The sequence below is a fragment of the Cellulomonas sp. McL0617 genome (assembly GCF_049994875.1).
Classification (GTDB): Bacteria; Actinomycetota; Actinomycetes; order Actinomycetales; family Cellulomonadaceae; genus Cellulomonas.
Window position 1 is genome coordinate 2,970,226 of record NZ_CP188256.1, and the last position, 21,288, is coordinate 2,991,513.

Below are 21,288 nucleotides of genomic sequence, written 5' to 3' on the forward strand. Positions count from 1 at the left end.
CCGACGAGAGACGAGACACGGCACGTGAACCCTTCGCGTACGAGCACCGCCGAGCCGCGACGGCTCGCGAGCCCGCCCGCGCCCGGCCAGAGCGAGCCGACCCGGTGGGCCAGGGTCGTCGTGGGTCTGCCGGACCGCATCGTCATGCTGCTCTTCTGGACCTCGCTGGTGGTCGCGGTGTGCGTGCTGTGCTCGCAGTTCCGCCCCGTCGTCGTGCTTCCACTGCTCGCGGTGGTCGTCTTCTCGACCTGGCGGTTCACCCCGGCGGTCCTGCCTGCGACCCGTAGTCACCTGGTGTCGTCCTTCGCCGCGCTCGGTGCGGTCGTGGTGTGGCTCGGTGTCAACATCCCGTTCGCATCGACGTTCATCATCGTGTCGCGCGACCCAGGCTTCCTCACGCTGGAGGGCATGTGGCTCTCCGGGCACCCCTCACCGAGCATCCCCGTCGGCGCAGCCGTAACCGTCCAGAACGCGGTCCCCGGACTCTCTGCAGCCACGGGCGCCTACGACCTGGTGGGCGGATCGCTGCAGGTCCAGGGCGCCAAGCTGCTGCCGGGGATGCTGGGACTGGCCGGTTGGGTCGGGGGTGAGCCGGCCCTGCTGCGGGCGAACCTGGTCATCGGCGCGGTCGCCCTCCTGGCCGTCTTCACGCTCGCGCGGCGGATCGTCCGGCCGACGTTCGCCCTGGTCCCTGTGGTCGCCCTCGCGCTCTCGATGCCGATGGTCGTCTTCTCACGCGCGCCCTACACCGAGCCCCTCGTGCTGGCGCTCCTCTTCGGCGGCCTGACCATGACGTGGTCGGCCATCGAGACCCGTTCGTCGGCCCGCTACGTGATCGCCGGCCTGATGATCGGCGCGACCGCCCTCGTGCGCATCGACGGCGCGGCCTCTGTGGTCGGCCTCGTGGCCGGCATCGGCCTGACCGCGGCGGCGGCCGTCCCGCCACGGACGCGGCGGCGTCAGCTCATCGCCCTGGGCCTGGTCGCCTCGGCCGCGGTGGTGATGGTGCTGCTCGGCTACCTGGACCTGCGTCTCAACAGCAAGGCCTACCTCCACGAGCACGTCAAGCAGTTCTCGTCGCTCATCGGCGCGCTCGTCCTCGCCGCGCTCGGTGTCGTCCTCCTGGGCACGCTCGCCCGGCTCGACCCCGCACGCCGCTGGGTGCTGGCGAACAAGCGCAGGCTCGCGTCCTACGCCGCAGCGGCCGTGGTCGTCGTCGCGCTCTTCCTGGCAAGCCGGCCGCTCTGGATGGTGAACCACCACGTCCCGGCCCACACCGGGTACTCCGAGCACGTCGCCGTGCTCCAGGAGGCCGCCGGCATGCCGATCAGCCCGACGCGCAGCTACGACGAGTCCTCCCTGTCGTGGCACGCGTGGTACTACGGCTGGCCGATGGTGGTCCTGGCCGTCGTCGGGCTCGCGATCATGCTGCACCGCACCGTGGCCCGTCGCGACCCCCGGCTGGCGGTCGTCTTCGGCGTCGTCGTCGCACCGTCGCTGCTCTACCTGTGGGTGGTGAACATCACGCCCGACCAGATCTGGGCCATGCGGCGCTTCCTGCCCGTCACGATCCCGGGCTTCCTGCTCGCAGCCGCCATCACCCTCGACGCGCTCTGGTCGCGCAAGGAGCAGGTGGCGCGGATGGTCGCCGTCGTCGGCGCCACGGTCGTCGCCGTCTTCCCGGCCCTCACCTGGGGGCCGACGATGCTCTCCATCGAGCAGGACGGACGTCTCGCGCAGCTGCACACGGCGTGCGCAGCGATCGGGGACGACCCGGTCGTCGTCATGGAGACGGGCACGGAGGCGACGTCGTACCTGGCCAGCCTGCGCACGGTGTGCGGTGTCGAGGTCGTCCGGGCGATGCGGCCACTGGAGACGTCCGACCTCCAGGCCATCCGCGCGGCGTGGGGGGATCAGGACGTCAAGCTCGTCACGTTCGGTCCCTACACCGTGCCGTGGCCCGACGGCGTGATGCCGTCACCGCTGCGGGTCAGCACCATCACGACGTGGCGCGAACGGCTGCAGAAGATCCCGTACCGCGCCGACGAGACGACCTCTCGGCTGTGGGTGGCCACGATCGGCCCCGACGGCGTGCTCGTCCCGGTCGACCCGGCGACCCTCAGCGCCGGTACTGCAGCTCCTTGATCCGTTCCAGCTGGTCCTCGAGCAGCACGCGGTTGACCCGTTGGAGATCGGACAAGACGCCGAGCGCCAGCGAGAGCAGTGCGGCCACCGCCATGATCGAGCCGAAGACCAGCGACTGGACGTGGCCACCTTGCACCCCGCTGCCGGCCCAGAGCACGACGAAGCGAACGAACGGGATCAGCGCGAGCACCCCGAAGACGACCGTGAGGGTGGCGAAGATGACGTACGGCTTGTACATGAGGTAGCTGCGCGTGATGGCCGAGGCTGACTTGAACATGTGGTGGAAGATGTTCTTGAAGAGCCGCGACTCGCGTGTCTTGGCATTCGTCACCACGGGGACGCTCTCGATGCGCAGCCGCTTGTGCCCCGCCTGGATGATCGTCTCCATGGTGTAGCTGAAGTCGGTCACGATGTTCAGACGCAGCAGTGACGAGCGAGAGTACGCACGGAAGCCACTCGCCGCGTCAGGCATGTCCGTGTCTGCGGCACCGCTCACCACCCTGCTGCCTACGCGCTGCATCAGCTTCTTGAACGGCGAGAAGTGCTCGATGGTCGCGGTCTGCCTGTCGGCGATGACGATCTCGGCCCACCCGTCGACGATCGGGCGGACGAGGTCGGGGATGCGGTCCTGCGGATACTGGTTGTCCCCGTCGGTGTTGACGACGATGTCCGCGCCGTGCGCCAGGGCGTAGTCGATCCCGTCGCGGAAAGACCGCGCCAGCCCCATGTTGCGCGAGTGGCGCACGAAGTGCGTGACACCCAGGGCCTGGGCGACCTCGACGGTGCGGTCGGTCGAGCCGTCGTCGACGACGAGGATCTCGACCTCGTCCACGTCGTCGATGACGTGCGGGATCGAGGCGAGGACGGCCGGGAGCGTCAGCTCCTCGTTGAGACATGGAATCTGGATGAAGACCTTCATGACCGTCCTGTCGGGAAAAGTCGCCCGACGCATCGGCAGGCAGCCGAGAGGGCTCGACGATGTTACCTGGGCGGCGCGCGACGACAGGAGCTGGGCTAGGGTCGCCGTCATGGTGGCCGACCCGGACGAACCAGACACCGAGCCCACCGCCGGCCTCGACTACGCCGAGCGCCTCGCGGACCTCAGCGACGTGTGGTGGAAGCGGGCGTTGCACGTCCAGGCGCCCTACCAGCGCAACATCCGGCGGTTCGGCCTGGGTCGGGCGATCGACGTCGGGTGCGGTATCGGACGGAACCTGCCCGCCCTGGCGACCGGCTCGGTGGGCGTCGACCACAACCCCTTCTCCATCGAGGTGGCCCGACGCTCGGGCCTGGCCGCGTTCACCGACGACGAGTTCTTCGCGACCCCCGAGCTGTGCCGTCCTGACAGCTACGACGGGATGCTCGTCGCGCACGTCATCGAGCACCTGACCCCGGGGGATGCCCGACAGATCCTGGGCATGTATCTCCCCCTGGTCCGCCCCGGCGGGCGGGTCGCGTTCATCACGCCGCAGGAACGCGGCTACGCCACGGACCACACGCACATCACCTTCACGGACACGGCGGCACTGCGCTCGCTCGCCGACGACCTGGGCATCGAGATCGCCCGCACCTCCTCGTTCCCCCTGCCCCGGTGGGCCGGTAAGGCGTTCGCGTACAACGAGTTCGTGCTGCTGGGCCGGCGTCCACGCTGATGTCACCCGTTCGGGCGACCACAACTGGTCGCTTGTCCAGGTAAAGTTCGTGCGCTCGTCGACTCGGGCACGACGCGTCACGCCCGACGCACCCGGAGCGCCGCTCGGGGAACACCCGAACGGACCCCCTCGTGGCCGACACCCGGACCGCGCCACCGCTGCTGCTCGAACCGGCGGTCGTGCGCCCGCCCGCCCCTCGCACCTGGCGCGCTGCCGCCGTCGCGGCGGGCGCGCTGGTCGCGCTCCTGGTCACCGTGCTGCGGACGACACGCGTCCTGGAGGGTGACCTGGCCCTCGTTGTGGCGGTCGTGCTCGCCCTCGCGGTGCCGACGTCGGCGCTGATCTCGCGCCGCATCGTGCTGCTCGCCGGGCTCGTCGCGGGTGTTGTGCCCGTCCTCTGGTGGTCGCACCTGCCCCTCGGTGGCCTCGGTCGCGCGACCGTGCTGCTGGCCGTGCTGGCAGGCGCGCTCACCGTCGCCGTCCTGTGGGGCGGACCCGGTGACGCGCGACGACGAGCCGCGCGCGCCAACCCGGCCTGGCGGCCGGTGGACGCCGTCCTCGCCGTCTCCGCAGCCGGTGCGGCATGGGTGGCCGCCGGTTGGCTGCGGTTGTCCACGGGCGCCGAGGCCGTGTCGGCGCTCCTGCCCGCCTGGGACAGCTCCGCGCACGTGAACATGGTCCTGATGCTCCGCCGCTTCGGCTCGACCATCGGCAGCGCCGGGGCGGCGGCGCCCTCGGGTCAGCACTGGAAGTTCGTCGACTACCCGCAGGGATATCACTCGCTCGTCGCGACGGCCATCGAGCTGACCAACGGCCCCGTGGCCGGGTCGCCCGCCGACGAGGTCCTGGCCTACGCGCACGTCCAAGGTCTCGTGATCGTCGCGTGCGCGGTGCTGCTTGCCGCCGCGGTGTGCGCCCTGCCGGCGGCCCGTCGCCGTCCGAGCCGCGCCCTCCTGCTCAGCGCTCTCGTCGTCTCGGCGTTCGTCCTCGGGCCCGGCGGGAGCGCCGTGCGGGAGGGCTTCGCCAACTTCACGGTGGCCGGCGTCCTGACCGTCGGCGCGATCACGCTCGCGTCGTCGCTGCCGTCCCGGCACTCCGGACGCACCGTCCTCCCCCTCGTCGCGCTCGCCGGGCTGGTGGTGGGCGTCGCCCAGACCTGGGCGCTCCTGCTCGTCGTCGCCCTGCCCGCGGCCCTCATGGTCGTCCTTCCGCTCGGGCGGCTGCGGTGGCCGGACCGCCGCACGGTCGGAGCCGTCGCGCCCGCGGCCGTCCTGCTGGGGCTCGGGCTGTTCGGGACGTACCGGACGCTCTCGGGTCTGGAGCCCGGAAAGGTCCTGGCGATCCCGGGCGGCATCACGACGGCGGACCCGGGGCTCCTCGGGGTGATCGTGCTCACCGCCCTGGCCGTGACGGTCTGGCCGCGAGGGACGCAGCAGACCCGGACCAGGTGGCTGGTGCTCGTCCCGCTCGCGGGTGCGCTCGCCGTCCTGGGGGTGGCCTTCATCCAGCACCGGGAGGGCGGCGGGCTCTCGTACTACTTCTGGAAGCTCTTCACGGGGGTGGCACTGGTGTGCATCGCCGTGATCGCGACATCGGTCGCACGTTGGCCCGGGGCGCCTCGGCCGACGACGCGGTCGGGCTTCGTACGCCTCACGGCGAGCCTGACGCTCGCGGCCGCGGCGAGCACGCAGCTGTTCGGCTTCACCGGGTTCGGTCGCGGTGTCGTGCCTGCCGGGACGATGCAGACGGCCGAGGCCGACGATCTCCTGCACGCTGCGACGCTCCTCGCCGACCGGCCCGGTACGTTCCTCGCGATCGACGGCATCAACCCGGTCAATGCCCAGCAGTGGGTTCTGGCGTTGTCCGGGACCTGGACCACGGAGGCCAACGACGACGCCGGCGACCTGCTCGGACCCGGCGGCCAACCGCGCTCGGCCGCCGACTCGGCGGTTCGTGTGCTCGCCACGCCAGGCGTCGTGGTGGTCGCCGCCCCGCAGGACGCCGGCGTGCTCCGCAGCGATCCCTCGCTGGCCGGCGTCGCGGACCGTGTGCTGAGCTGGTGAGGACCGGTCAGACGAACCGTCGGACCAGCGCCCAATAGCCCGCGAGCAGGCCCTGGAGCACGTCGGCCCCCGCCGGCAGCGCCATCGCGACCGGGGAGAACCGCGACACCCACAGCGGGACCAGGTCGCGGTCCGGGACCGTCCGGTCGCCCTGGACGGTCCGTCGTCGGGCGCGGATCCAGGGCACATGCCTGAGCACCCAGCCCCAGCCGCGAACCTTCTGCCGGCCCCATCCCTGCACCGACGCCACGACGAGCATCGCCAGCTCGAACCCGAGCAGGGCGGGCGCAAGGAGCAGGAGGGTGCGCGTGCCGTAGGTGGTCAGGACGAACAACAGCCGGTTGCGCTCCAGCAGGTACATCTTCAGCGGGTTGCGGCTGAACTCGTAGTGGTGGACGACGACCGCGCCGGGCACGTACTGCACGCGCAGACCCCGCTGCCAGCAGCGCCAGCTGAGCTCGAGATCCTCCTGGTAGGCGAAGAACGCCTCCGGGAAGCCGCCGAGCGCCGCCCACGTCTCCCGGCGCAGCACGAGCGTCGCCCCCGTCGCGGACGCGACGTCGCGCCGGACCCGGTGCTTGGCAGCGGGATCTCCCAGGCCGCCGGCCCAGCTCAGCCCGAGCACGTGCAACGGGTTGCCCGCCGTGTTCATGGTGTCCGGGTCGTCGGCCAGGCGGATGTCACCGCTCGCGATCCCGGTCCCCGGATCGGTGGCCACCTCGACGAGGAGCGCCAGCGCGTCAGGCTCGACGATCGCATCGCTGTTCACGAGGGCGAGGAAGGGTGCGTCCCCGCGCGCCGCGCCGAGGTTGACCCCACCGGTGAACCCCAGGTTGCGTGCGGGGCGCAGGACCGGCACCCCGCGGGTCGCCGCCAGCGTGTCCACGTCGCCACGCGTGCACCCGTTGTCGACGAGAACCAGTCGGACCGCGATCCCGGTCGAGGCCAGGACGGCGTCGAGCGCGTCCTCGAGGAACGGCTCGTCGCCGAAGGCGAGCACCACCACGTCGACCGCGGGCGACTCAGCCATGTCGCACCCGCGCCCGCCAACGGGCTCCCCGCACGACCGCCGCGACACCGAGCACCAGCAGCGCGACGCCGGAACCGACGACCAGCGCGACAGCAGCCACATGCACGACAGGCCCACCCGCGAAGCACGCTCCCACGAGCGCCGCGAGCCCTGCGCACCAGCCGACCACCACCCAGGCCTCGGCACCGAGGGCGAGCAGCGCCTGGGCGGCGAGCTGGGCGAGCATGAACAGGGCCCCGGAGACCGCGATGAGCAGGATCGTGTCCTGCCCGACGCCGAAGTCGGAGCCGAAGAGGAGCCCGACCAGGTCGTTCCCCCAGAGCCACATGACGAGCACCCCGAACGCGGCGATCACGGCGGTGACACCGGTGACCAGCCCGAGCCGCCGGACGAACGCCCGCACGGCACCCGCGGCCACGAGCGCGGCGAGCCCCGGCAGGAGCACGGCCTGGACCGCGGCGAACAGGAACAGGGGCACCCGGGCGATGACGAGCGCGGCCAGGAACTTGCCCGCGAGCGCCTGCTCCGAGGGCCGCGCGAGCACCTGCACGATCAGAGGTCCGGCGTTGGCCAGCAGCTGCGAGCTGACGGACGCCACCAGCAGCACGGTCATGGCCCGGACCACATCGGCCCGCGCGACCGTGGGCCCCGGTGCCACGAGGGCACCGCGCCGGCGCGGCGTCGTCAGGACCACCGCGAGCACGGGCGCGACGACGAGGACGACCCCGTAGGCCGCAGGGTCCCGGACCCCCACGGCGGCGAGGACCGCCGCCGTGCCGAACCGCAGGAGACCGTCCACCGCGAGCTGCGCGCCGTAGCGGCCGAAGTGACCGTTGCCCGAGAGCAGGCCGCGCACGATGTACGACAGCCCCATGCCGAGCAGCGCCAGGACCAGCAGGAGCACCAGGTTGCCCCGGTGCCCGAGCAGGTCCGATGCGAGCACCTGCGCACCGAGGAGCGCGAGCACCACCACCGCCGCGGCCACCAGCGCCGCGACGCGCAGCACGATCGCGACGACGGGCCCGTTGCCCTGACGCTGCGCGCGGCGAGCCGCCGTCGTGCGGCCGAGCTCCTGCTCGAAGGGCAGGAACAGGCCGATGCCCACCGCGTTCACGATCGTCCAGAGCACGGACAGCGGGGCGAACAGCTCGGGACCGAGCGCCTGGCCCGCGCGGCCCAGGAAGCCGTACGTGGTGAGGCCGAAGACCCCGAGACCGAGCGCGACAGGGATGAACCCACCCCTGCCGCGGTCGGCCGCGACCGCGGGGGCGAGCTCGTCGACTGCGTCGGTCATCCGGTGGTGCCGCCAGCCGGTCCAGGATCCGCGACGGGCGGCTCGGGCGTCTGCTCGCCGACCTGCCGTTCGACACGCTCCAGCCGGTTGCGCAGCAGCGCGGACTCCTCCGCGAGCGTCTGGTTCTCGTGCTCGAGACCGCTGACCTCGGCGCTCAGCTGGACGCAGACCACCAGCAGGACGAGCAGGCCGAGGAAGAACACCAGGTTCACCGGGGTCGTGACACCGACCAGCTCGGCCAGCCAGTTGGTCAGCTGCGGGAAGCAGGCGCCGAGCGCGACGACCACCGCGACCGCGATCCAGAGGGCGGCGTACTTCTCGCGCAGGCGACGCCGACGCAGCAGCTCGACCATGAAGACTAGCGTCACCAGGCCGCCGAGCAGCGCGAACGCGTATCCGCGGCTCACACGACCACCGAGGACTCGGGCCGGATCGGCGTCCGGCGACGGGTCAGCGAGATGACCAGGGCGAGGCACGCGCGCAGCAGGTAGACCGCCGCCTTGACGGGGCTCTGTGACGGCCGGCCCGCGGTGCGGTCGCGCATGGAGACGCCGATCTGTTCGACCGTGAGACCGCTGCGGAGCGCGATGATGAGCGACTCGATCGTGTCGCCCAGGTACTCGGCCGGGTAGTGCACGGCAAACAGGCGCACGGCCCGCGGACCGGCCCCCCGGAAGCCCGACGTCGTGTCGGTCAGCGTCGTGCCGGCCATCCGACTGATCGTGCCGGCCATCACCTGCATGGCCCACCGACGCGGACCCCGCACGTCGTAGTCGCCCGTCCCCGCGAAGCGCGCGCCGATCACGACGTCCGCGTCGGCGAGCCGCTCGACGATCCGGGGCACGTCACGCGGGTCGTGCTGGCCGTCGGCGTCCACCTGCACGACGACGTCGTAGCGCTGCTCGATCGCGTACCGGAACCCGGCGCGCATGGCACCACCGACCCCGAGGTTGAACGGCAGGTCCAGCACCGGCACGCCGTGGCGACGGGCGACGGCGCTCGTGGCGTCCGCCGAGCCGTCGTTCACGACGAGGACACCCACGTCGGGCAGGTGCTCGCGGATCTCGTCGAGCACGGCCGGCAGCGACTGATCCTCGTTCCACGCGGGAAGCACGACCAGCACACGCTGGACGGACGGGGTGGACATGCGCACAGGGTACAGGCGCACAGGATCGGTCCGTGCACCCCTAGACTTGCGCCCGCCCGGGACGATCGTCCGCGGCATCGTCGCAGATCAAGGACGACCAACGCATGAGCTCGAGCGCCCCCGCGACGACGCGGCCCCGTCGCCCGGCACTCCCCTGGCTCGTCGTCGGCGCGCTCCTGTTCGGGCTCGCGGCGCTCTGGGCGCTGGCCATCCCGCCGATGGCTTCTCCCGACGAACCGAGCCACGTGGTCAAGGCGGCCGCCGTGGCCCGCGGACAGCTCTTCGGCACGCCGAACAAGGTCGCCGAGAGCGCGGACCGCCCGGGCGCCGGGACCTTGGTGCGGCTGCCCTCGGACTTCGCCGCGGCCCTGGCGCTGCCCAACTGCTTCGCGTTCGACTCCCACCAGCCGGCCGACTGCCAGGACGCCCACCTGCCCCCGGCCGACGGCACCGTCCTCGTCGAGACGTTCGCCGGCCAGTACCCGCCCCTGTACTACGCGCTCGTCGGCTGGCCGTCGCTCTTCCTCTCCGCCGGCCCGAGCATCATCGCGATGAGGCTGGTCAGCGCCGCCCTCTCGGCGACGTTCCTCGCCTGGGGCGGCTACCGGCTCTCCCGCCTCCGCGGGAACCGCTCCGGGCTCTGGGGCATGTCCGTCGCGCTCACCCCGATGTGCCTGTTCCTGGCGGGCACGGTCAACCCGTCGGGCTTCGAGATCGCGGCGGCGTTCAGCTTCTGGGCGGCCTGCCTGGTGCTCGTGTCCCGGGACGGGCCGGTGAGCACCGCGGCCCTGGTGCAGGCGGTCGCCAGCGGCGCTGTCCTGCTGAACGTCCGAGCGACCGGACCGGTGTGGCTGCTCGGCATCCTCGTGGTCGCCCTGGTCGCGGCGCCCCGCGGCCGCGTGCGCGAGATCGTCCGTCTGCCGTCGGCCCGCTGGCTGGGCGCGGTCGCCTTGCTCGCCGTGCTCGCGGCGCTGGCCTGGACCGTCACCCACGGGTCCGTCGTCACGACCCACGGCCTCTACCCGCAGTACGCGAACCTGAAGACCGCGCTGTTCGGGATCCTGGGCTTCGGCTTCAGCTACCTGCAGAACATGATCGGCAACTTCGGCTGGCTCGACGCACCCGCACCCGCAGTGACCTTCGTCGCCTGGTACGTCCTGCTCGGCGCGATCGCGATCCCCGCCTTCTCGGCCGCCCGCCAGGTCAAGGCGCGGCTCGCTCTGGCGATCGGCGTGGTCGGAGCAGCGGCGGCACCGGTCATCCTCCAGCTGCCCACGGCCGCCGACGCCGGGCTGATCTGGCAGGGCCGGTACGTGCTCCCGCTCGCGATCGGGCTGCCCGTCCTCGCCGCCCTGGTCCTGGCCGTCGACGGCAGCGAGGGCGGGGACGCGCACCGTCGGGTCGCGCGCGCCAGCGTCCCCGTGGTGCTGGTCGCGCAGGTGGCGGCGTTCTTCTGGGCGGCGCGCCGGTACGCGGTGGGTCTCGACGGCGAGATCGTCACGCTGCATCCCGACTGGGAGTCACCCATCGGCTACCTGCCGGGCGTCGCCCTGTACGCGGTCGTCGCCACACCGCTGGCGTGGCTGCTGTGGCGGTACTACCGGCCGACGACGGCCGAGACCTCCCCCGCAGCGACGGACTAGGAACCGCGCAGCGCCTGCTCGAACGCCTCGACGTGCACGCGTGCGGCGGCGTCCCAGGTGAAGCCGGCAGCCCGCGCGACGGCCGCCTCCCCCAGTCGGGCACGACGGGAGGGGTCGGCCAGCAGGTCGGTCAGAGCGGCCGCGATGCCGGCCTCGTCGGTCCCGCAGTACGCGACCGCGTCGCCCCCGACCTCCGGCAGCGACAGCTCGCGCGTGGTCAGCACGGCAGCCCCGCACGCCATGGCCTCGAGCACCGGCAGCCCGAAGCCTTCACCGAGACTCGGGTAGGCGACGACGGCCGCGCCGGACAGGTAGGGCGCCAGGTCCTCGAGCGGCAGGTAGCCGGGGCGGAAGACCCGGAGACCGTCGGGCACCGCCGCGACCGCCGGGTCCACGTCCTCGTCCCAGCCGCGACCCCCGGCCAGCACCAGAGCGGGCGCCCGGGCCCCGAGCTGCCGGACGGACCCGACCCAGCCTCGGACGAGGGCAGGGACGTTCTTGCGCGGCTCCAGCGTCCCGAGGAACGCCACGTAAGGGGTGTCGCCCAGCCCGAGCCCCGCGCGCACACGTGCGACGTCGGCGGGGGCGGACGGGTGGAAGACGCTCGTGTCGACCCCGTGGTAAGCGACATGGAACCGCCGCGGGTCACCGCCGACGTACCGACGGACCTCGGCGCCGGTCGCCTGCGACGGCACGACCACGGCCGCGGCGCGACGCACGGCGCGACGGATGGCACGCCTGAAGAACCGCCATTTCAGGCCGGAGTGCAGGTGCGGCAGGGAGAAGAACGTCGCGTCGTGCAGGGTGACGACGACGGGCACGCCACGCCCGCGGGGGACCGTGTAGTGCGGGCTCAGGAGCACGTCGGCGCGGCTCGACCTGGCCAGCCGCATCAGGTGGGTCTGCTCCCAGACGAGCCGGGCGGCCCGACGCTCGATCCGGGCGGGCGCCGCGACGACCTCGGCGGAGGGGACCAGCCGGACGACGGTCGCGGCGTCGCGTGCCTGGCAGACCACGACGAGGTCGACACCCTGCCGGGCGAGCGCGGGCAGCAGCTCGTCGACGTAGCGTCCGACACCCCCGCGGTCGGCAGGGATGGCCGTGGCGTCGACGAGGAGGCGCATCGGGGGCGTCGTCCCGGTCAGGGGACGTCGGCCTGCACGATGGTGCCGGAGCCGGCGACGCACAAGGCCCCGTCGCTCGCGGGCACGAACGCCGACTGGCCCTGGACGAGGTCGAGGTCGCCCGCGGAGCCGCTGCGCAGGGTCACGCCGCCCGAGAGGCAGAGCACGATGCGTGGTCCGCGCCCTGGCAGCGGGTGCTCGGCGCCGTCGCGGACCTCCGTGACCGAGAGCTCGAAGTCGTCGACCGGGGCGTAGAACACCTTCGTCGCGTCGTGGAACGTCTCCGGCGCGATGCGGATCGGCGGCGCGGCTACGTAGTCGACGTTGTCCAAGAGCTCCGGGACGTCCACGTGCTTCGGCGTCAGCCCCGCGCGGAGCACGTTGTCGGAGCTCGCCATGATCTCGACGGCGACCCCGCTCAGGTAGGCGTGCACGCCGCCGGCCGGGACGAACAGGGCCTCGCCCGGCTTGAGGGTCACCGGGTTGAGCAGCAGGGACGTCACGACTCCGAGGTCGCCCGGGTAGGCGCGCTGCAGGAGCACGACGGTCCGGTCGGACCGCGGCGACGGCGAGCCGGCGGCCAGCCGCTCGGCACAGGCCGCCGCGATCTCGGCGACCTCCTCGGCGCTCGGGCGGGTCGACGGGTGCAGGAGCTGCTCGAAGACGGCGCGGATGCCGTCCGCGGAGGGCTCGTCGGCCAGGATCCCGTGCAGCTCCTTGGCGAGCGGGACGTCGAGACCGGCGAACAGCTCGGCCGCCCGACGCGGCGCACGGAACCCGCAGAGGGCCTCGAACTGGGTCAACGCGTAGACCAGCTCGGGCTTGTGGTTGGGGTCGCGGTAGTTGCGGTCGGGCGCGGTGAGCGGGACGCCCGCGGCGTCCTCCGCCGCGTACCCGGCACGCGCCCGCTCGACGCGCGGGTGGACCTGCAGGGACAGCGGCCGCTCGGCCGCGATGACCTTGAGCAGGTACGGGAGCGTCGACCCGAACCGACCGATGACCCCCTCACCCAGCACCTCGACGTGCGACGTCGCGATCAGCTCGTCGAGCCGCCGCGCCCCGTGCGACGTCTCGGCCATCGCCGGCGCCGACGAGTGCGCTCCGAACCAGGCCTCGGCCACCGGCGACCCGTCCTGCTCGGTCCCCAGCAGGTCCGGGATCGCCGTCGTCGAACCCCACGCGTATCGCTGGGTCGAGTGAGTGAGCCTGAGCACAGAGGTCCGATCCGGTCGCCGACGAGGATGCACGATCATACCGAAGGACCTGCGCGACGGTGTCGGTGCAGGTGAGGTGTCGGTCACGGGTCGAGCTCGGATGCGCCAGGATGGGCACATGCGCGGCATCATCCTCGCGGGCGGCTCCGGCACCCGCCTGCACCCGATCACGCTCGGCGTGAGCAAGCAGCTCGTCCCCGTGTACGACAAGCCGATGATCTACTACCCGCTGTCCACGCTGATCCTGGCGGGGATCAAGGACGTGCTCGTCATCACGACGCCGCACGACGCGGAGCAGTTCGTCCGGCTCCTGGGCGACGGCTCGCAGTTCGGCATCTCGATCACCTACACGGTGCAGGCGGAGCCCAACGGGCTGGCGCAGGCGTTCGTGCTCGGCGCCGGTTTCGTCGGCACCGAGCCCGCGGCCCTGGTGCTCGGCGACAACATCTTCTACGGGCCCGGGCTCGGCTCGCGGCTGCAGCGGTTCGAGCACATCGACGGCGGCGCGGTCTTCGCGTACCGCGTCGCCGACCCGACGTCGTACGGCGTCGTGGAGTTCGACGCCGACGGACGTGCCCTCTCCCTGGAGGAGAAGCCGACCGCACCGCGGAGCAGCTACGCGGTCCCCGGCCTCTACTTCTACGACAACGACGTCATCGCGATCGCGAGGGACCTGCGACCGTCCGCCCGCGGCGAGTACGAGATCACGGACGTGAACCGGACCTACCTCGAGCAGGGCCGTCTGCAGGTCGAGGTGCTGCCCCGGGGCACCGCGTGGCTCGACACGGGCACGTTCGACTCGCTGCTCGAGGCGTCGGACTACGTCCGGACCATCGAGCACCGGCAGGGACTCAAGGTCGGCGCACCCGAGGAGGTCGCCTGGCGGCGCGGCTTCCTGTCCGACGACGAGCTGCGCCAACGCGCAGAGAAGCTGGTCAAGTCGGGCTACGGCACCTATCTGCTGGGCCTGCTGGACCAGGCGCGCTAGGTGTACTGACCCGGAGCGTTGTTGACGCGGTCGATGGGGCGTTGGCCGCCGATGCCGAGGTGGGGTCGTTCCAGGTTGTAGTGCGTCAGCCAGATGGGCAAGAGGGTGGCGCGCTCGTCGTTGGAGGCGAAAACGCGGGAGTAGGCCCACTCGGTGGCCAGGGTGCGGTTGAGTCGCTCGACTTTGCCGTTGGTCCAGGGGCAGTGCGGCTTGATGAACTTGTGCACGATGCCCAGCTCGAGGACGGCATCGCGGAACGCGAGCGATCGGCGGTATGAGAATGCGTTATCGGTGATCAGCCGCTCGACCGCGATGCCGTGGGCGGCGTAGAACGCGATCGCACGGGTCAGGAACGCGGCAGCCGTCGCACCCTTCTCGTCGTCATGGATCTCGGCGTAGGCCAACCGGGAGTGGTCATCGATGGCTGTGTGCACATAGTCATAGCCCAGACCCCGGCCACGAACTTCTTCGCTGCGCCCGTGCGCTCTCCAGCCGCCGCCGTCGGGGATACGGCCGAGCTTCTTGACGTCGATGTGCACCAGTGAACCCGGGTAGGGATGCTCGTACCGGTTCGCTGAACGGCGCGAGGCCCGGATCAACTGCCCGGTCAACGGGTCACACTCGCGCAGGCACGGGACGTGGTGTCGCACCAGGATCCGCCCGACCGTCGAGGCTGGCAGCCCCAGGTGGTGACCGATCCAGACCGGGCCACGACGAGTGAGCATCCGCGCGATCCGGACCCGGGTCTCCACACACGCCGCGGTGCGGTGCGGGTGGTGGTGCGCCACGCTCGAACGATCGATGAGCCCGGGTTCGCCCTCGGCCTGGAACCGACGCCACCACTTCCACGCCGTGGTGCGCGAGACCCCGAGCTCGGCCGCGACATGCGCCACCGGACGACCCTCCGCGATCCGCTGCACCATCAACAGCCGGCCAACCGGCAACATCCGCGCACTACCGTGAGACACGAGAGACCTCCGTGTGATCGAGCCGGGTTCCTAGACAGTCCCCACTCGACCCGGAGGTCTCTCGCTACGTCAACAACCCTCGTGGTCAGTACAGCTAGGAGGCGAGGACGCTCGGAGCGGCCGTCGCCCACCGCGCGTCCCAGGCGCCGATCGGTGCGACGCCGGCCTCGGTCAGGCTGGCGTGGTCGAGGACGGAGTACGCGGGCCGTGGCGCCGGCCGTTCGAACGCCGCGCTGGTGGTCGGCCGGACGATCTGCGGGTCCAGCCCCGCGGCGCCGACGACCGCCCGCGCGAAGCCGTGCCAGGACGTCGAGCCGGAGGCCGTGCCGTGGTACGTGCCGGCGGGGACGCCCGCGGTGACCAGCCGGTGCACGAGGTCGGCGACGTCGAACGTCCACGTCGGCTGGCCCAGCTGGTCGTCGACGACGTCGAGACCACCGCGCTCGCGCGCGACGCGGGCGATCGTCTTGGGGAAGCACGCGCCGTGGGCGCCGTAGAGCCAGGCGGTGCGCACCAGCAGGTGGTCGGGGCACTCCGCCCGGACCGCCCACTCACCGGCGGCCTTGGTCCGCCCGTACGCCGAACGGGGCGCCAGCGGGGCGTCCGGTCCGTACGGCTCGCTCGCCGCGCCGTCGAACACGTAGTCGGTGGAGACCTGCACGAACCGGCCGCCGATGCGCCAGGTCGCGCGGGCGAGGTTCGCGGCACCCACGGCATTGACCGCGAACGCGGCGGGCTCGTCGGTCTCAGCCGCGTCGACGGCCGTGTAGGCGGTGCAGTTCACCACCACGTCGTACCCGCGCACGACGGAGTCGACGGCGGCGGCGTCCGCGACGTCGACGTCGGCCCTCGTCAGCCCGCGGACGTCCGCGTCCCGCGCCTCCAGCAGGTCGACGAGCTCGCGCCCGAGCATCCCGGCCGCCCCGACCACCAACCAGCGCACGTCTTCTCCCTCGGTCGCCCTCACGACTCGTCAGGGTATCGGGCCCGGTAGATTGACTCGTCCCTGACGCCACCAGCCCTGCCCCCGCCTCCGGAAGGACGACGATGACGTACCGCGAGCTTGCCGTCCCCGGGGCGTGGGAGATCACGCCCGTCCAGCACGGCGACCCGCGGGGTGTGTTCCTCGAGTACTTCCAGGGCGTCCCGTTCCTCGAGAGCATCGGTCACCGGTTCGACCTGCGGCAGGCGAACCTGTCGGTCTCCGCCGCGGGCGTGCTGCGCGGCATCCACTACGCCGACGTCCCGGTCGGGCAGGCCAAGTACGTCACCTGTGCCAAGGGAGCGGTCCTCGACGTGGTCGTGGACCTGCGCGTCGGCTCGCCGACGTTCGCGACCTGGGACACGGTGCTGCTCGACGACGTCGACCGTCGGGCGATCTACCTGTCCGAGGGGCTGGGGCACGCGTTCCTGTCGCTCGAGGACGACTCGACCGTGCTCTACATGTGCTCCTCGCCGTTCACTCCCGAGCGCGAGCACGGCGTGCACCCGCTCGACCCGGAGGTGGGCATCGTGTGGCCCACGACCGCGCGCGACGGGTCGCCCCTCGAGCCGCAGCTGTCGGCCAAGGACCTCGCGGCGCCGTCACTCGCAGAGGCGCTCGCCGCGGGCGCGCTGCCGCGTGCCGACGAGGTCGACGCCTACGTCGCGTCGCTGGGCTCAGCCGAGGCCTGAAGCCGCCCGGTAGACCTCGGCGTGCGCCCGCGCCGACCGGGACCACGTGAACGGTTGTGCGGCTGCCCGGACGGCGGCGTGCCCGGGACCGTGCTGCACCGCCGCGACCAGTCCCGCCGCGATCGAGTCCACGTCGAGCGGGTCGACCAGCTCCCCCACCGCGAACTCGGCCATCGAGCTCCCCGCGGACGTCACGACCGGCACGCCGTGCGCCATCGCCTCCAGGACCGGCATGCCGAAGCCCTCCCAGAGCGACGGGAACGCGAAGGCGGCCGCGCCCGCGTACGCGGCCTGGAGGTCGGCGTCGTCGAGCCGTCCGAGCAGGTGCACCCGTCCGCGGGGAAGCTGCGACAGCGCGCGCTCGACGTCCGCGGTCGCCTCCCCCCACCCCGAGGGTCCGACGAGCACGAGGTCGTGGTCCAGCTGCCCGGCCGCCCGCGCATACGCCTCGACGAGCCGCGGCACGTTCTTGCGGGGCTCGAGCGTGCCGCACCACAGGATGTACGGACGCTCGAGGTGCACCCCGGAACGCCAGGCGAGCGCGGCGCGCGCGGACACCTCCTGCGCCCGGACACCGTGCGGGACGACCGAGATCCGCCCGGCCTCGATGCCGTGCGTCACGCAGTCGTCGAGCGTCGCCCGAGACGGGACGACCACGTGCGCGGCCTCGTCGCGCACGATGTCGAGGGCTCGCCGGAAGAAGGTGTTGCCGCGCGCCGTGAAGTGGTCCTTCTCGCGCAGGAACGCCAGGTCGTGCACCGTGACGACGAGCGGCACGCGGCGCCCCGGGACGGCCCAGGTGGTCGCGTGGAGCACGTCGAGCCCGGGCACGGTCGACTCCGCTCGGGGCCGACGGAGCCTGCTCCACGACTCGTAGAGCGCGACCCGAGGCAGCCGGGCCTGCAGGACGCGGCCCGTGGGCGCCGGCAGCGGGAGCTCGTCGGCCCCGTGGCGCGCCGCCAACCCGACGGTCCGGACGGACGGGTCGAGGGCGAGCGCCCGCGTCAGCTCCGCGATGTACGAGCCCGAACCGCCGGGGACGGGCTGCCAGCACTGCTCGACGGTCAGGGCGATGCGCAGCGGGTCCACGCCGCCGAGCGTATAGACACCTAGACTCGCGCCGTGCTTTCACACGGGACCGTGCGCGCCGTGGTGGTCTCCTGGAACGGCGCCCACCTGCTGCCTGCGTGCCTCGACTCCCTGGCGGCGCAGACACTCCCGGTGGAGGTCGTGGTGGTCGACAACGCGTCCACGGACGGGACGGCCGACCTGCTGGTGGCGCGCGACGTCCGCGTCGTGCGTGCCGGGCGGAACCTGGGGTTCGCCGGCGGTGCGGCCCTCGGGATGCGGGGCGCCACCGGCCACGTCGTGCTCCTGAACAACGACGCGACCTTCGCTCCCGACGCCGTCGAACGGCTCGTGCACGCGTTCGACGAGCCCTCGGTGGGCGCGGCGACGGCGAAGATCCTGCTCGCCGGCACGGATCCGGTGCTCGTGAACTCCACCGGCAACATCGTCACGGCCGACGGGCGGGGCACCGACCGGGACTTCCGCCGGCTGCTCGGCACGGAGTCCGCCGACCCGGACGTCTTCGGCTTCTGCGGGGGCGCGGCGCTGCTGCGCCGGGAGATGCTCGACGCTGTGGGCGGCTTCGACCCGTCGCTGTTCCTGTACTACGAGGACACCGACCTCTCGTGGCGCATGCGCGCAGCCGGCTGGTCGGTCCGGTACGTGCCGGCCGCGGTGGCCGAGCACCAGCATGCGGCGAGCTCGGGCACCGACAGCCCGGTGTTCCGGTACTACAACACCCGCAACTCGCTCGTCGTCCTGACTCGGCACGCCCCGAAGTCGGTCGCGGCCCGTTCGTTGGCCCGTCAGGGTCTCGGCCTGCTCCGTGCTGCACTGAGCGCACCGACCGCCCCGACCACACGGGCCAGGGCACGGGGGATCGGTGCGCACGTGCTGCGCCTCCCCCGCACGCTCGCCGAGCGGCGCAGGGTCTGGGACGGGTCCGCTGTGTCTCGGGCCGACGTCGCGACGTACGTGGGTCGCGCGTGAGCCGTCCGCTGCGCGCCGCCCTGGTCAGCGACCGCACCAGCCGCGCACACGCGCGCCTGTCGGCCGAGGCGATCCTGAGGGTGGAGCCGACGACCGAGCTGCGCGTGCTCGACCTCGATGGCAGCTACGTCCCGATCGGCACGGAGCGGACCGTGACACCGGCGGAGGTCGGGCTCGAGGAGCGCGCGCTGCATCTGCGCGCCGCCCGCGGGGCCGCGTCACGCCTGCTCTCCGACCTGCTGCCACTCGTCGCCGAGACGTTCGAGCCGCGCTCCGACGCCGTGCTCTGCCTGCTGCCGGGGGTCGTCGTCCTGCAGCAGCCGGACAACCTGACGGGCCCCGGCGACGCCGCTCGACGGCTGGTGCGCAGGACCCCGGGACCCCTGCTCGCCGACGGCCTCCACCCCGACCAGGCGGACATCGATGCCGCCGGGGAGTTTGCGACGTGCCTGCTGGGGATCCGGCCCGGAGGAGGTGCGGGCGACGTCGAGGAGCCGTCGACGCTGGTGTCGTGGTGGTCGCTCGACCGCGGCTCCCAGGTGTCGGCGAGCGCGGACGGCGGGCTGCTCCTGGACGGTCGACAGGTCGATGCCGTCGACCTGTCCGGGCTCGATCCCGCTCGTCCCTGGCTCCTCGACGCACGCGAGTCGTCCGATCCGCGGGCCCGCCTGAGCGACCACCCGGCACTCGCGTCCTTCGTCGCCGCGGCTGCCGCTCGCCTGACCGCCGACCAGCTCCCGGAGCCGACGGGCGGGTGGGACCCGACGCGCTCGAGCCTCGATACACCCGTCGACGACGTCCTGCGCGCACTGTATGCCGACCCACCGTCGGACGCCCCGGACCCGTTCGCCGACGCGGAGCGGGACGCACTGCTCGCCTGGCTGACCGCACCCGCCCCGGACGGAGCGCCCGGGCGTTACCTCTCGGCGGTGCGGCGACTGCGGCCCGACCTCCTGGAGGCGTTCCCGCGGGTACCCGGGCCGGACACGACGAACTTCCTCGCCTGGGCCCGGGCGAACGCGGTGGCCGAGGGCTACCCCGCGCAGCTCGTCGGCACCCCTGTCGCGAGCCCGTCGAGACCACCGGCCCGTCCGCGTCGCCCCCGTGGGCCCCGGCGCGGACGACCGTCGGCCGGGCTGAACGTCGTCGGCTTCCTGCGCGGCGAGCTCGGCATCGGCGAGTCGGCGCGCCTCGTCGTCGCGGCGGCCCGCGCAGCACACGTCCCGGTGCACACCGTCAGCGTCGACGAGCACGCGCTCGGACCCACCCGCGACGCGGTCGCGTCGACCGACACCGGGGGCCCGTTCGACGCCACCGTGCTGTGCGTCAACGCCGACCTCACGCCCGTCGTCGCACCGGCCGTCGGCCAGCTCCTGGATCGCAGCTACCGGATCGGCATGTGGTACTGGGAGGTCGAGGAGTTCCCGGCGACGCTCCATGGCGCCTTCGCGTTCGTCGACGAGGTGTGGGTCGCGACCGACTTCGTCCGGGCCGCCGTCGAGCCGCACTCCCCCGTTCCCGTGCGCACGCTCATGCCGCCGCTGCCCCAGCGCGGCGACGAGCCCACGCTGACGCGCGCCGACCTCGGACTGCCGGACGGGTTCCTGTTCCTCTTCGTGTTCGACCACCTGAGCACGCTCGACCGGAAGAACCCGCTCGGGCTCATCGACGCGTTCACGTCCGCCTTCGGGCCGCGCGACGGCGCCGTGCTCGTGCTGAAGTCGCTCAACGCGCACCGCCGCCCCAGCGACGCGGAGCGACTACGCCTGCACGCGGCCGGCCACCCGCACGTCCACCTCCGCGAGGAGTACCTGCAGGCCGCGGAGCGGGACGCGCTCGTGGCCCACAGCGACGCCTACGTCTCGCTGCACCGCAGCGAAGGTCTGGGGCTGACGATGGCCGAGGCGATGGCGTGGGGCAAGCCGGTCGTCGCGACCGGCTACAGCGGCAACCTGCAGTTCATGAACGACGACAACAGCTTCCTCGTCCCGTGGGCTGCCGCGACGATCCCCGGCTCCGCGGCCCCGTACCCGACCGGCGGCCGATGGGCGGAGCCTGACCTGGACGCAGCGGCGCGGCTCATGCGCCGGCTCGTGGATGACCCGGCGGCCGCGGCGGCCGTCGGCGAGCGGGCAGCCCGCGACATCCGAGAGCTGCACTCCGTCGTCGCCGCCGGCGGACCGCTGGGCGCGCGGTTGAGCCAGATCCGGCGCGAGCGCCGCCGACGATCGTCGGGCTGGCCACGGCTGCGCTGGTCGCTGCGTGGGCGCCGGAACCGTTGACCGAAG

At 72.7% G+C, this 21,288-nt stretch carries 18 protein-coding genes; 8 read left to right on the forward strand and 10 right to left on the reverse strand.

The window, feature by feature from the left end; translation table 11 throughout:
- Nucleotides 1-24: 24 nt before the first annotated feature.
- The gene (locus tag ACPPVS_RS13380; RefSeq protein WP_426592747.1) at nt 25-2,145 is read left to right on the forward strand and encodes a hypothetical protein; all 2,121 of its coding nucleotides are present in this window, start codon (nt 25-27) and stop codon (nt 2,143-2,145) included.
- On the opposite strand, the gene ACPPVS_RS13385 is transcribed toward ACPPVS_RS13380, so the two are convergent.
- On the reverse strand, nt 2,120-3,064 hold the full coding sequence (locus ACPPVS_RS13385) for a glycosyltransferase family 2 protein (RefSeq protein WP_426592748.1): 945 nt from the start codon (nt 3,062-3,064) through the stop codon (nt 2,120-2,122). The genes ACPPVS_RS13380 and ACPPVS_RS13385 overlap by 26 nt on opposite strands.
- A 109-nt stretch (nt 3,065-3,173) precedes the next feature.
- On the opposite strand from ACPPVS_RS13385, the gene ACPPVS_RS13390 reads away from it, so the two are divergent.
- Nucleotides 3,174-3,797 (forward strand): class I SAM-dependent methyltransferase, encoded by a 624-nt coding sequence (locus ACPPVS_RS13390; protein ID WP_426592749.1) that lies wholly within the window; start codon nt 3,174-3,176, stop codon nt 3,795-3,797.
- Nucleotides 3,798-3,928: 131 nt separating this feature from the next.
- Nucleotides 3,929-5,860: a hypothetical protein gene (locus ACPPVS_RS13395; RefSeq protein WP_426592750.1), complete on the forward strand. Its 1,932-nt coding sequence runs from the start codon at nt 3,929-3,931 to the stop codon at nt 5,858-5,860.
- Nucleotides 5,861-5,867: 7 nt separating this feature from the next.
- Here ACPPVS_RS13395 and ACPPVS_RS13400 read toward each other — a convergent pair whose 3' ends face one another.
- The 4 genes from ACPPVS_RS13400 to ACPPVS_RS13415 are packed head-to-tail and all read right to left on the reverse strand — an operon-like array spanning nt 5,868 to nt 9,331.
- The gene (locus tag ACPPVS_RS13400) at nt 5,868-6,890 is read right to left on the reverse strand and encodes a glycosyltransferase family 2 protein (protein ID WP_426592751.1); all 1,023 of its coding nucleotides are present in this window, start codon (nt 6,888-6,890) and stop codon (nt 5,868-5,870) included.
- A complete protein-coding gene (locus ACPPVS_RS13405) occupies nt 6,883-8,184 on the reverse strand; it encodes a lipopolysaccharide biosynthesis protein (RefSeq protein WP_426592752.1) in 1,302 nt (433 codons plus the stop codon). Before ACPPVS_RS13405 ends, ACPPVS_RS13400 begins: the two co-directional genes overlap by 8 nt.
- Entirely contained in the window at nt 8,181-8,591 is a 411-nt protein-coding gene (locus ACPPVS_RS13410; RefSeq protein WP_426592753.1) for a DUF2304 family protein, read from the reverse strand. Before ACPPVS_RS13410 ends, ACPPVS_RS13405 begins: the two co-directional genes overlap by 4 nt.
- Nucleotides 8,588-9,331, reverse strand: coding sequence for a glycosyltransferase family 2 protein (locus ACPPVS_RS13415; protein ID WP_426592754.1), 744 nt, complete (start codon nt 9,329-9,331; stop codon nt 8,588-8,590). Before ACPPVS_RS13415 ends, ACPPVS_RS13410 begins: the two co-directional genes overlap by 4 nt.
- Nucleotides 9,332-9,435: 104 nt before the next feature.
- Between ACPPVS_RS13415 and ACPPVS_RS13420 the strand changes: the two genes are divergently transcribed.
- The gene (locus ACPPVS_RS13420; protein WP_426592755.1) at nt 9,436-10,974 is read left to right on the forward strand and encodes a DUF2142 domain-containing protein; all 1,539 of its coding nucleotides are present in this window, start codon (nt 9,436-9,438) and stop codon (nt 10,972-10,974) included.
- On the opposite strand, the gene ACPPVS_RS13425 is transcribed toward ACPPVS_RS13420, so the two are convergent.
- Nucleotides 10,971-12,098 carry a glycosyltransferase family 4 protein gene (locus ACPPVS_RS13425; protein ID WP_426592756.1) on the reverse strand — a complete coding sequence of 376 codons (1,128 nt, stop codon included), beginning with the start codon at nt 12,096-12,098 and terminating at the stop codon, nt 10,971-10,973. The genes ACPPVS_RS13420 and ACPPVS_RS13425 overlap by 4 nt on opposite strands.
- A 17-nt stretch (nt 12,099-12,115) precedes the next feature.
- Nucleotides 12,116-13,312, reverse strand: coding sequence for a mannose-6-phosphate isomerase, class I (gene manA / locus ACPPVS_RS13430; RefSeq protein ID WP_426592757.1), 1,197 nt, complete (start codon nt 13,310-13,312; stop codon nt 12,116-12,118).
- A 118-nt stretch (nt 13,313-13,430) separates the two neighbouring features.
- Between manA and rfbA the strand changes: the two genes are divergently transcribed.
- Entirely contained in the window at nt 13,431-14,300 is an 870-nt protein-coding gene (gene rfbA / locus ACPPVS_RS13435; protein WP_426592758.1) for a glucose-1-phosphate thymidylyltransferase RfbA, read from the forward strand.
- Here rfbA and ACPPVS_RS13440 read toward each other — a convergent pair.
- Together ACPPVS_RS13440 and rfbD are read right to left on the reverse strand one after the other, a co-directional pair.
- Nucleotides 14,297-15,268 carry an IS481 family transposase gene (locus tag ACPPVS_RS13440; protein WP_426592271.1) on the reverse strand — a complete coding sequence of 324 codons (972 nt, stop codon included), beginning with the start codon at nt 15,266-15,268 and terminating at the stop codon, nt 14,297-14,299. The genes rfbA and ACPPVS_RS13440 overlap by 4 nt on opposite strands.
- Nucleotides 15,269-15,362: 94 nt before the next feature.
- Complete coding sequence (gene rfbD / locus ACPPVS_RS13445) at nt 15,363-16,211, reverse strand: dTDP-4-dehydrorhamnose reductase (protein WP_426595984.1); 849 nt, start codon at nt 16,209-16,211, stop codon at nt 15,363-15,365.
- Nucleotides 16,212-16,315: 104 nt separating this feature from the next.
- On the opposite strand from rfbD, the gene ACPPVS_RS13450 reads away from it, so the two are divergent.
- On the forward strand, nt 16,316-16,942 hold the full coding sequence (locus ACPPVS_RS13450; RefSeq protein ID WP_426592759.1) for a dTDP-4-dehydrorhamnose 3,5-epimerase family protein: 627 nt from the start codon (nt 16,316-16,318) through the stop codon (nt 16,940-16,942).
- On the opposite strand, the gene ACPPVS_RS13455 is transcribed toward ACPPVS_RS13450, so the two are convergent.
- A complete protein-coding gene (locus tag ACPPVS_RS13455) occupies nt 16,928-18,031 on the reverse strand; it encodes a glycosyltransferase family 4 protein (protein ID WP_426592760.1) in 1,104 nt (367 codons plus the stop codon). The genes ACPPVS_RS13450 and ACPPVS_RS13455 overlap by 15 nt on opposite strands.
- Before the next feature lie 33 nt (nt 18,032-18,064).
- Here ACPPVS_RS13455 and ACPPVS_RS13460 point away from each other — a divergent pair, with 33 nt between their 5' ends.
- Nucleotides 18,065-19,000 (forward strand): glycosyltransferase family 2 protein, encoded by a 936-nt coding sequence (locus ACPPVS_RS13460; protein ID WP_426592761.1) that lies wholly within the window; start codon nt 18,065-18,067, stop codon nt 18,998-19,000.
- A complete protein-coding gene (locus ACPPVS_RS13465) occupies nt 18,997-21,282 on the forward strand; it encodes a glycosyltransferase (protein WP_426592762.1) in 2,286 nt (761 codons plus the stop codon). Before ACPPVS_RS13460 ends, ACPPVS_RS13465 begins: the two co-directional genes overlap by 4 nt.
- Nucleotides 21,283-21,288: the final 6 nt, after the last annotated feature.

Coding starts and splice junctions, on each gene's coding strand:
- ACPPVS_RS13385 (WP_426592748.1), bottom strand. CDS start 3,064: ATGAAGGTCTTCATCCAGATTCCATGTCTCAACGAGGAGCTGACGCTC.
- ACPPVS_RS13390 (WP_426592749.1), top strand. CDS start 3,174: ATGGTGGCCGACCCGGACGAACCAGACACCGAGCCCACCGCCGGCCTC.
- ACPPVS_RS13400 (WP_426592751.1), bottom strand. CDS start 6,890: ATGGCTGAGTCGCCCGCGGTCGACGTGGTGGTGCTCGCCTTCGGCGAC.
- ACPPVS_RS13405 (WP_426592752.1), bottom strand. CDS start 8,184: ATGACCGACGCAGTCGACGAGCTCGCCCCCGCGGTCGCGGCCGACCGC.
- ACPPVS_RS13415 (WP_426592754.1), bottom strand. CDS start 9,331: ATGTCCACCCCGTCCGTCCAGCGTGTGCTGGTCGTGCTTCCCGCGTGG.
- ACPPVS_RS13420 (WP_426592755.1), top strand. CDS start 9,436: ATGAGCTCGAGCGCCCCCGCGACGACGCGGCCCCGTCGCCCGGCACTC.
- ACPPVS_RS13425 (WP_426592756.1), bottom strand. CDS start 12,098: ATGCGCCTCCTCGTCGACGCCACGGCCATCCCTGCCGACCGCGGGGGT.
- rfbA (WP_426592758.1), top strand. CDS start 13,431: ATGCGCGGCATCATCCTCGCGGGCGGCTCCGGCACCCGCCTGCACCCG.
- ACPPVS_RS13450 (WP_426592759.1), top strand. CDS start 16,316: ATGACGTACCGCGAGCTTGCCGTCCCCGGGGCGTGGGAGATCACGCCC.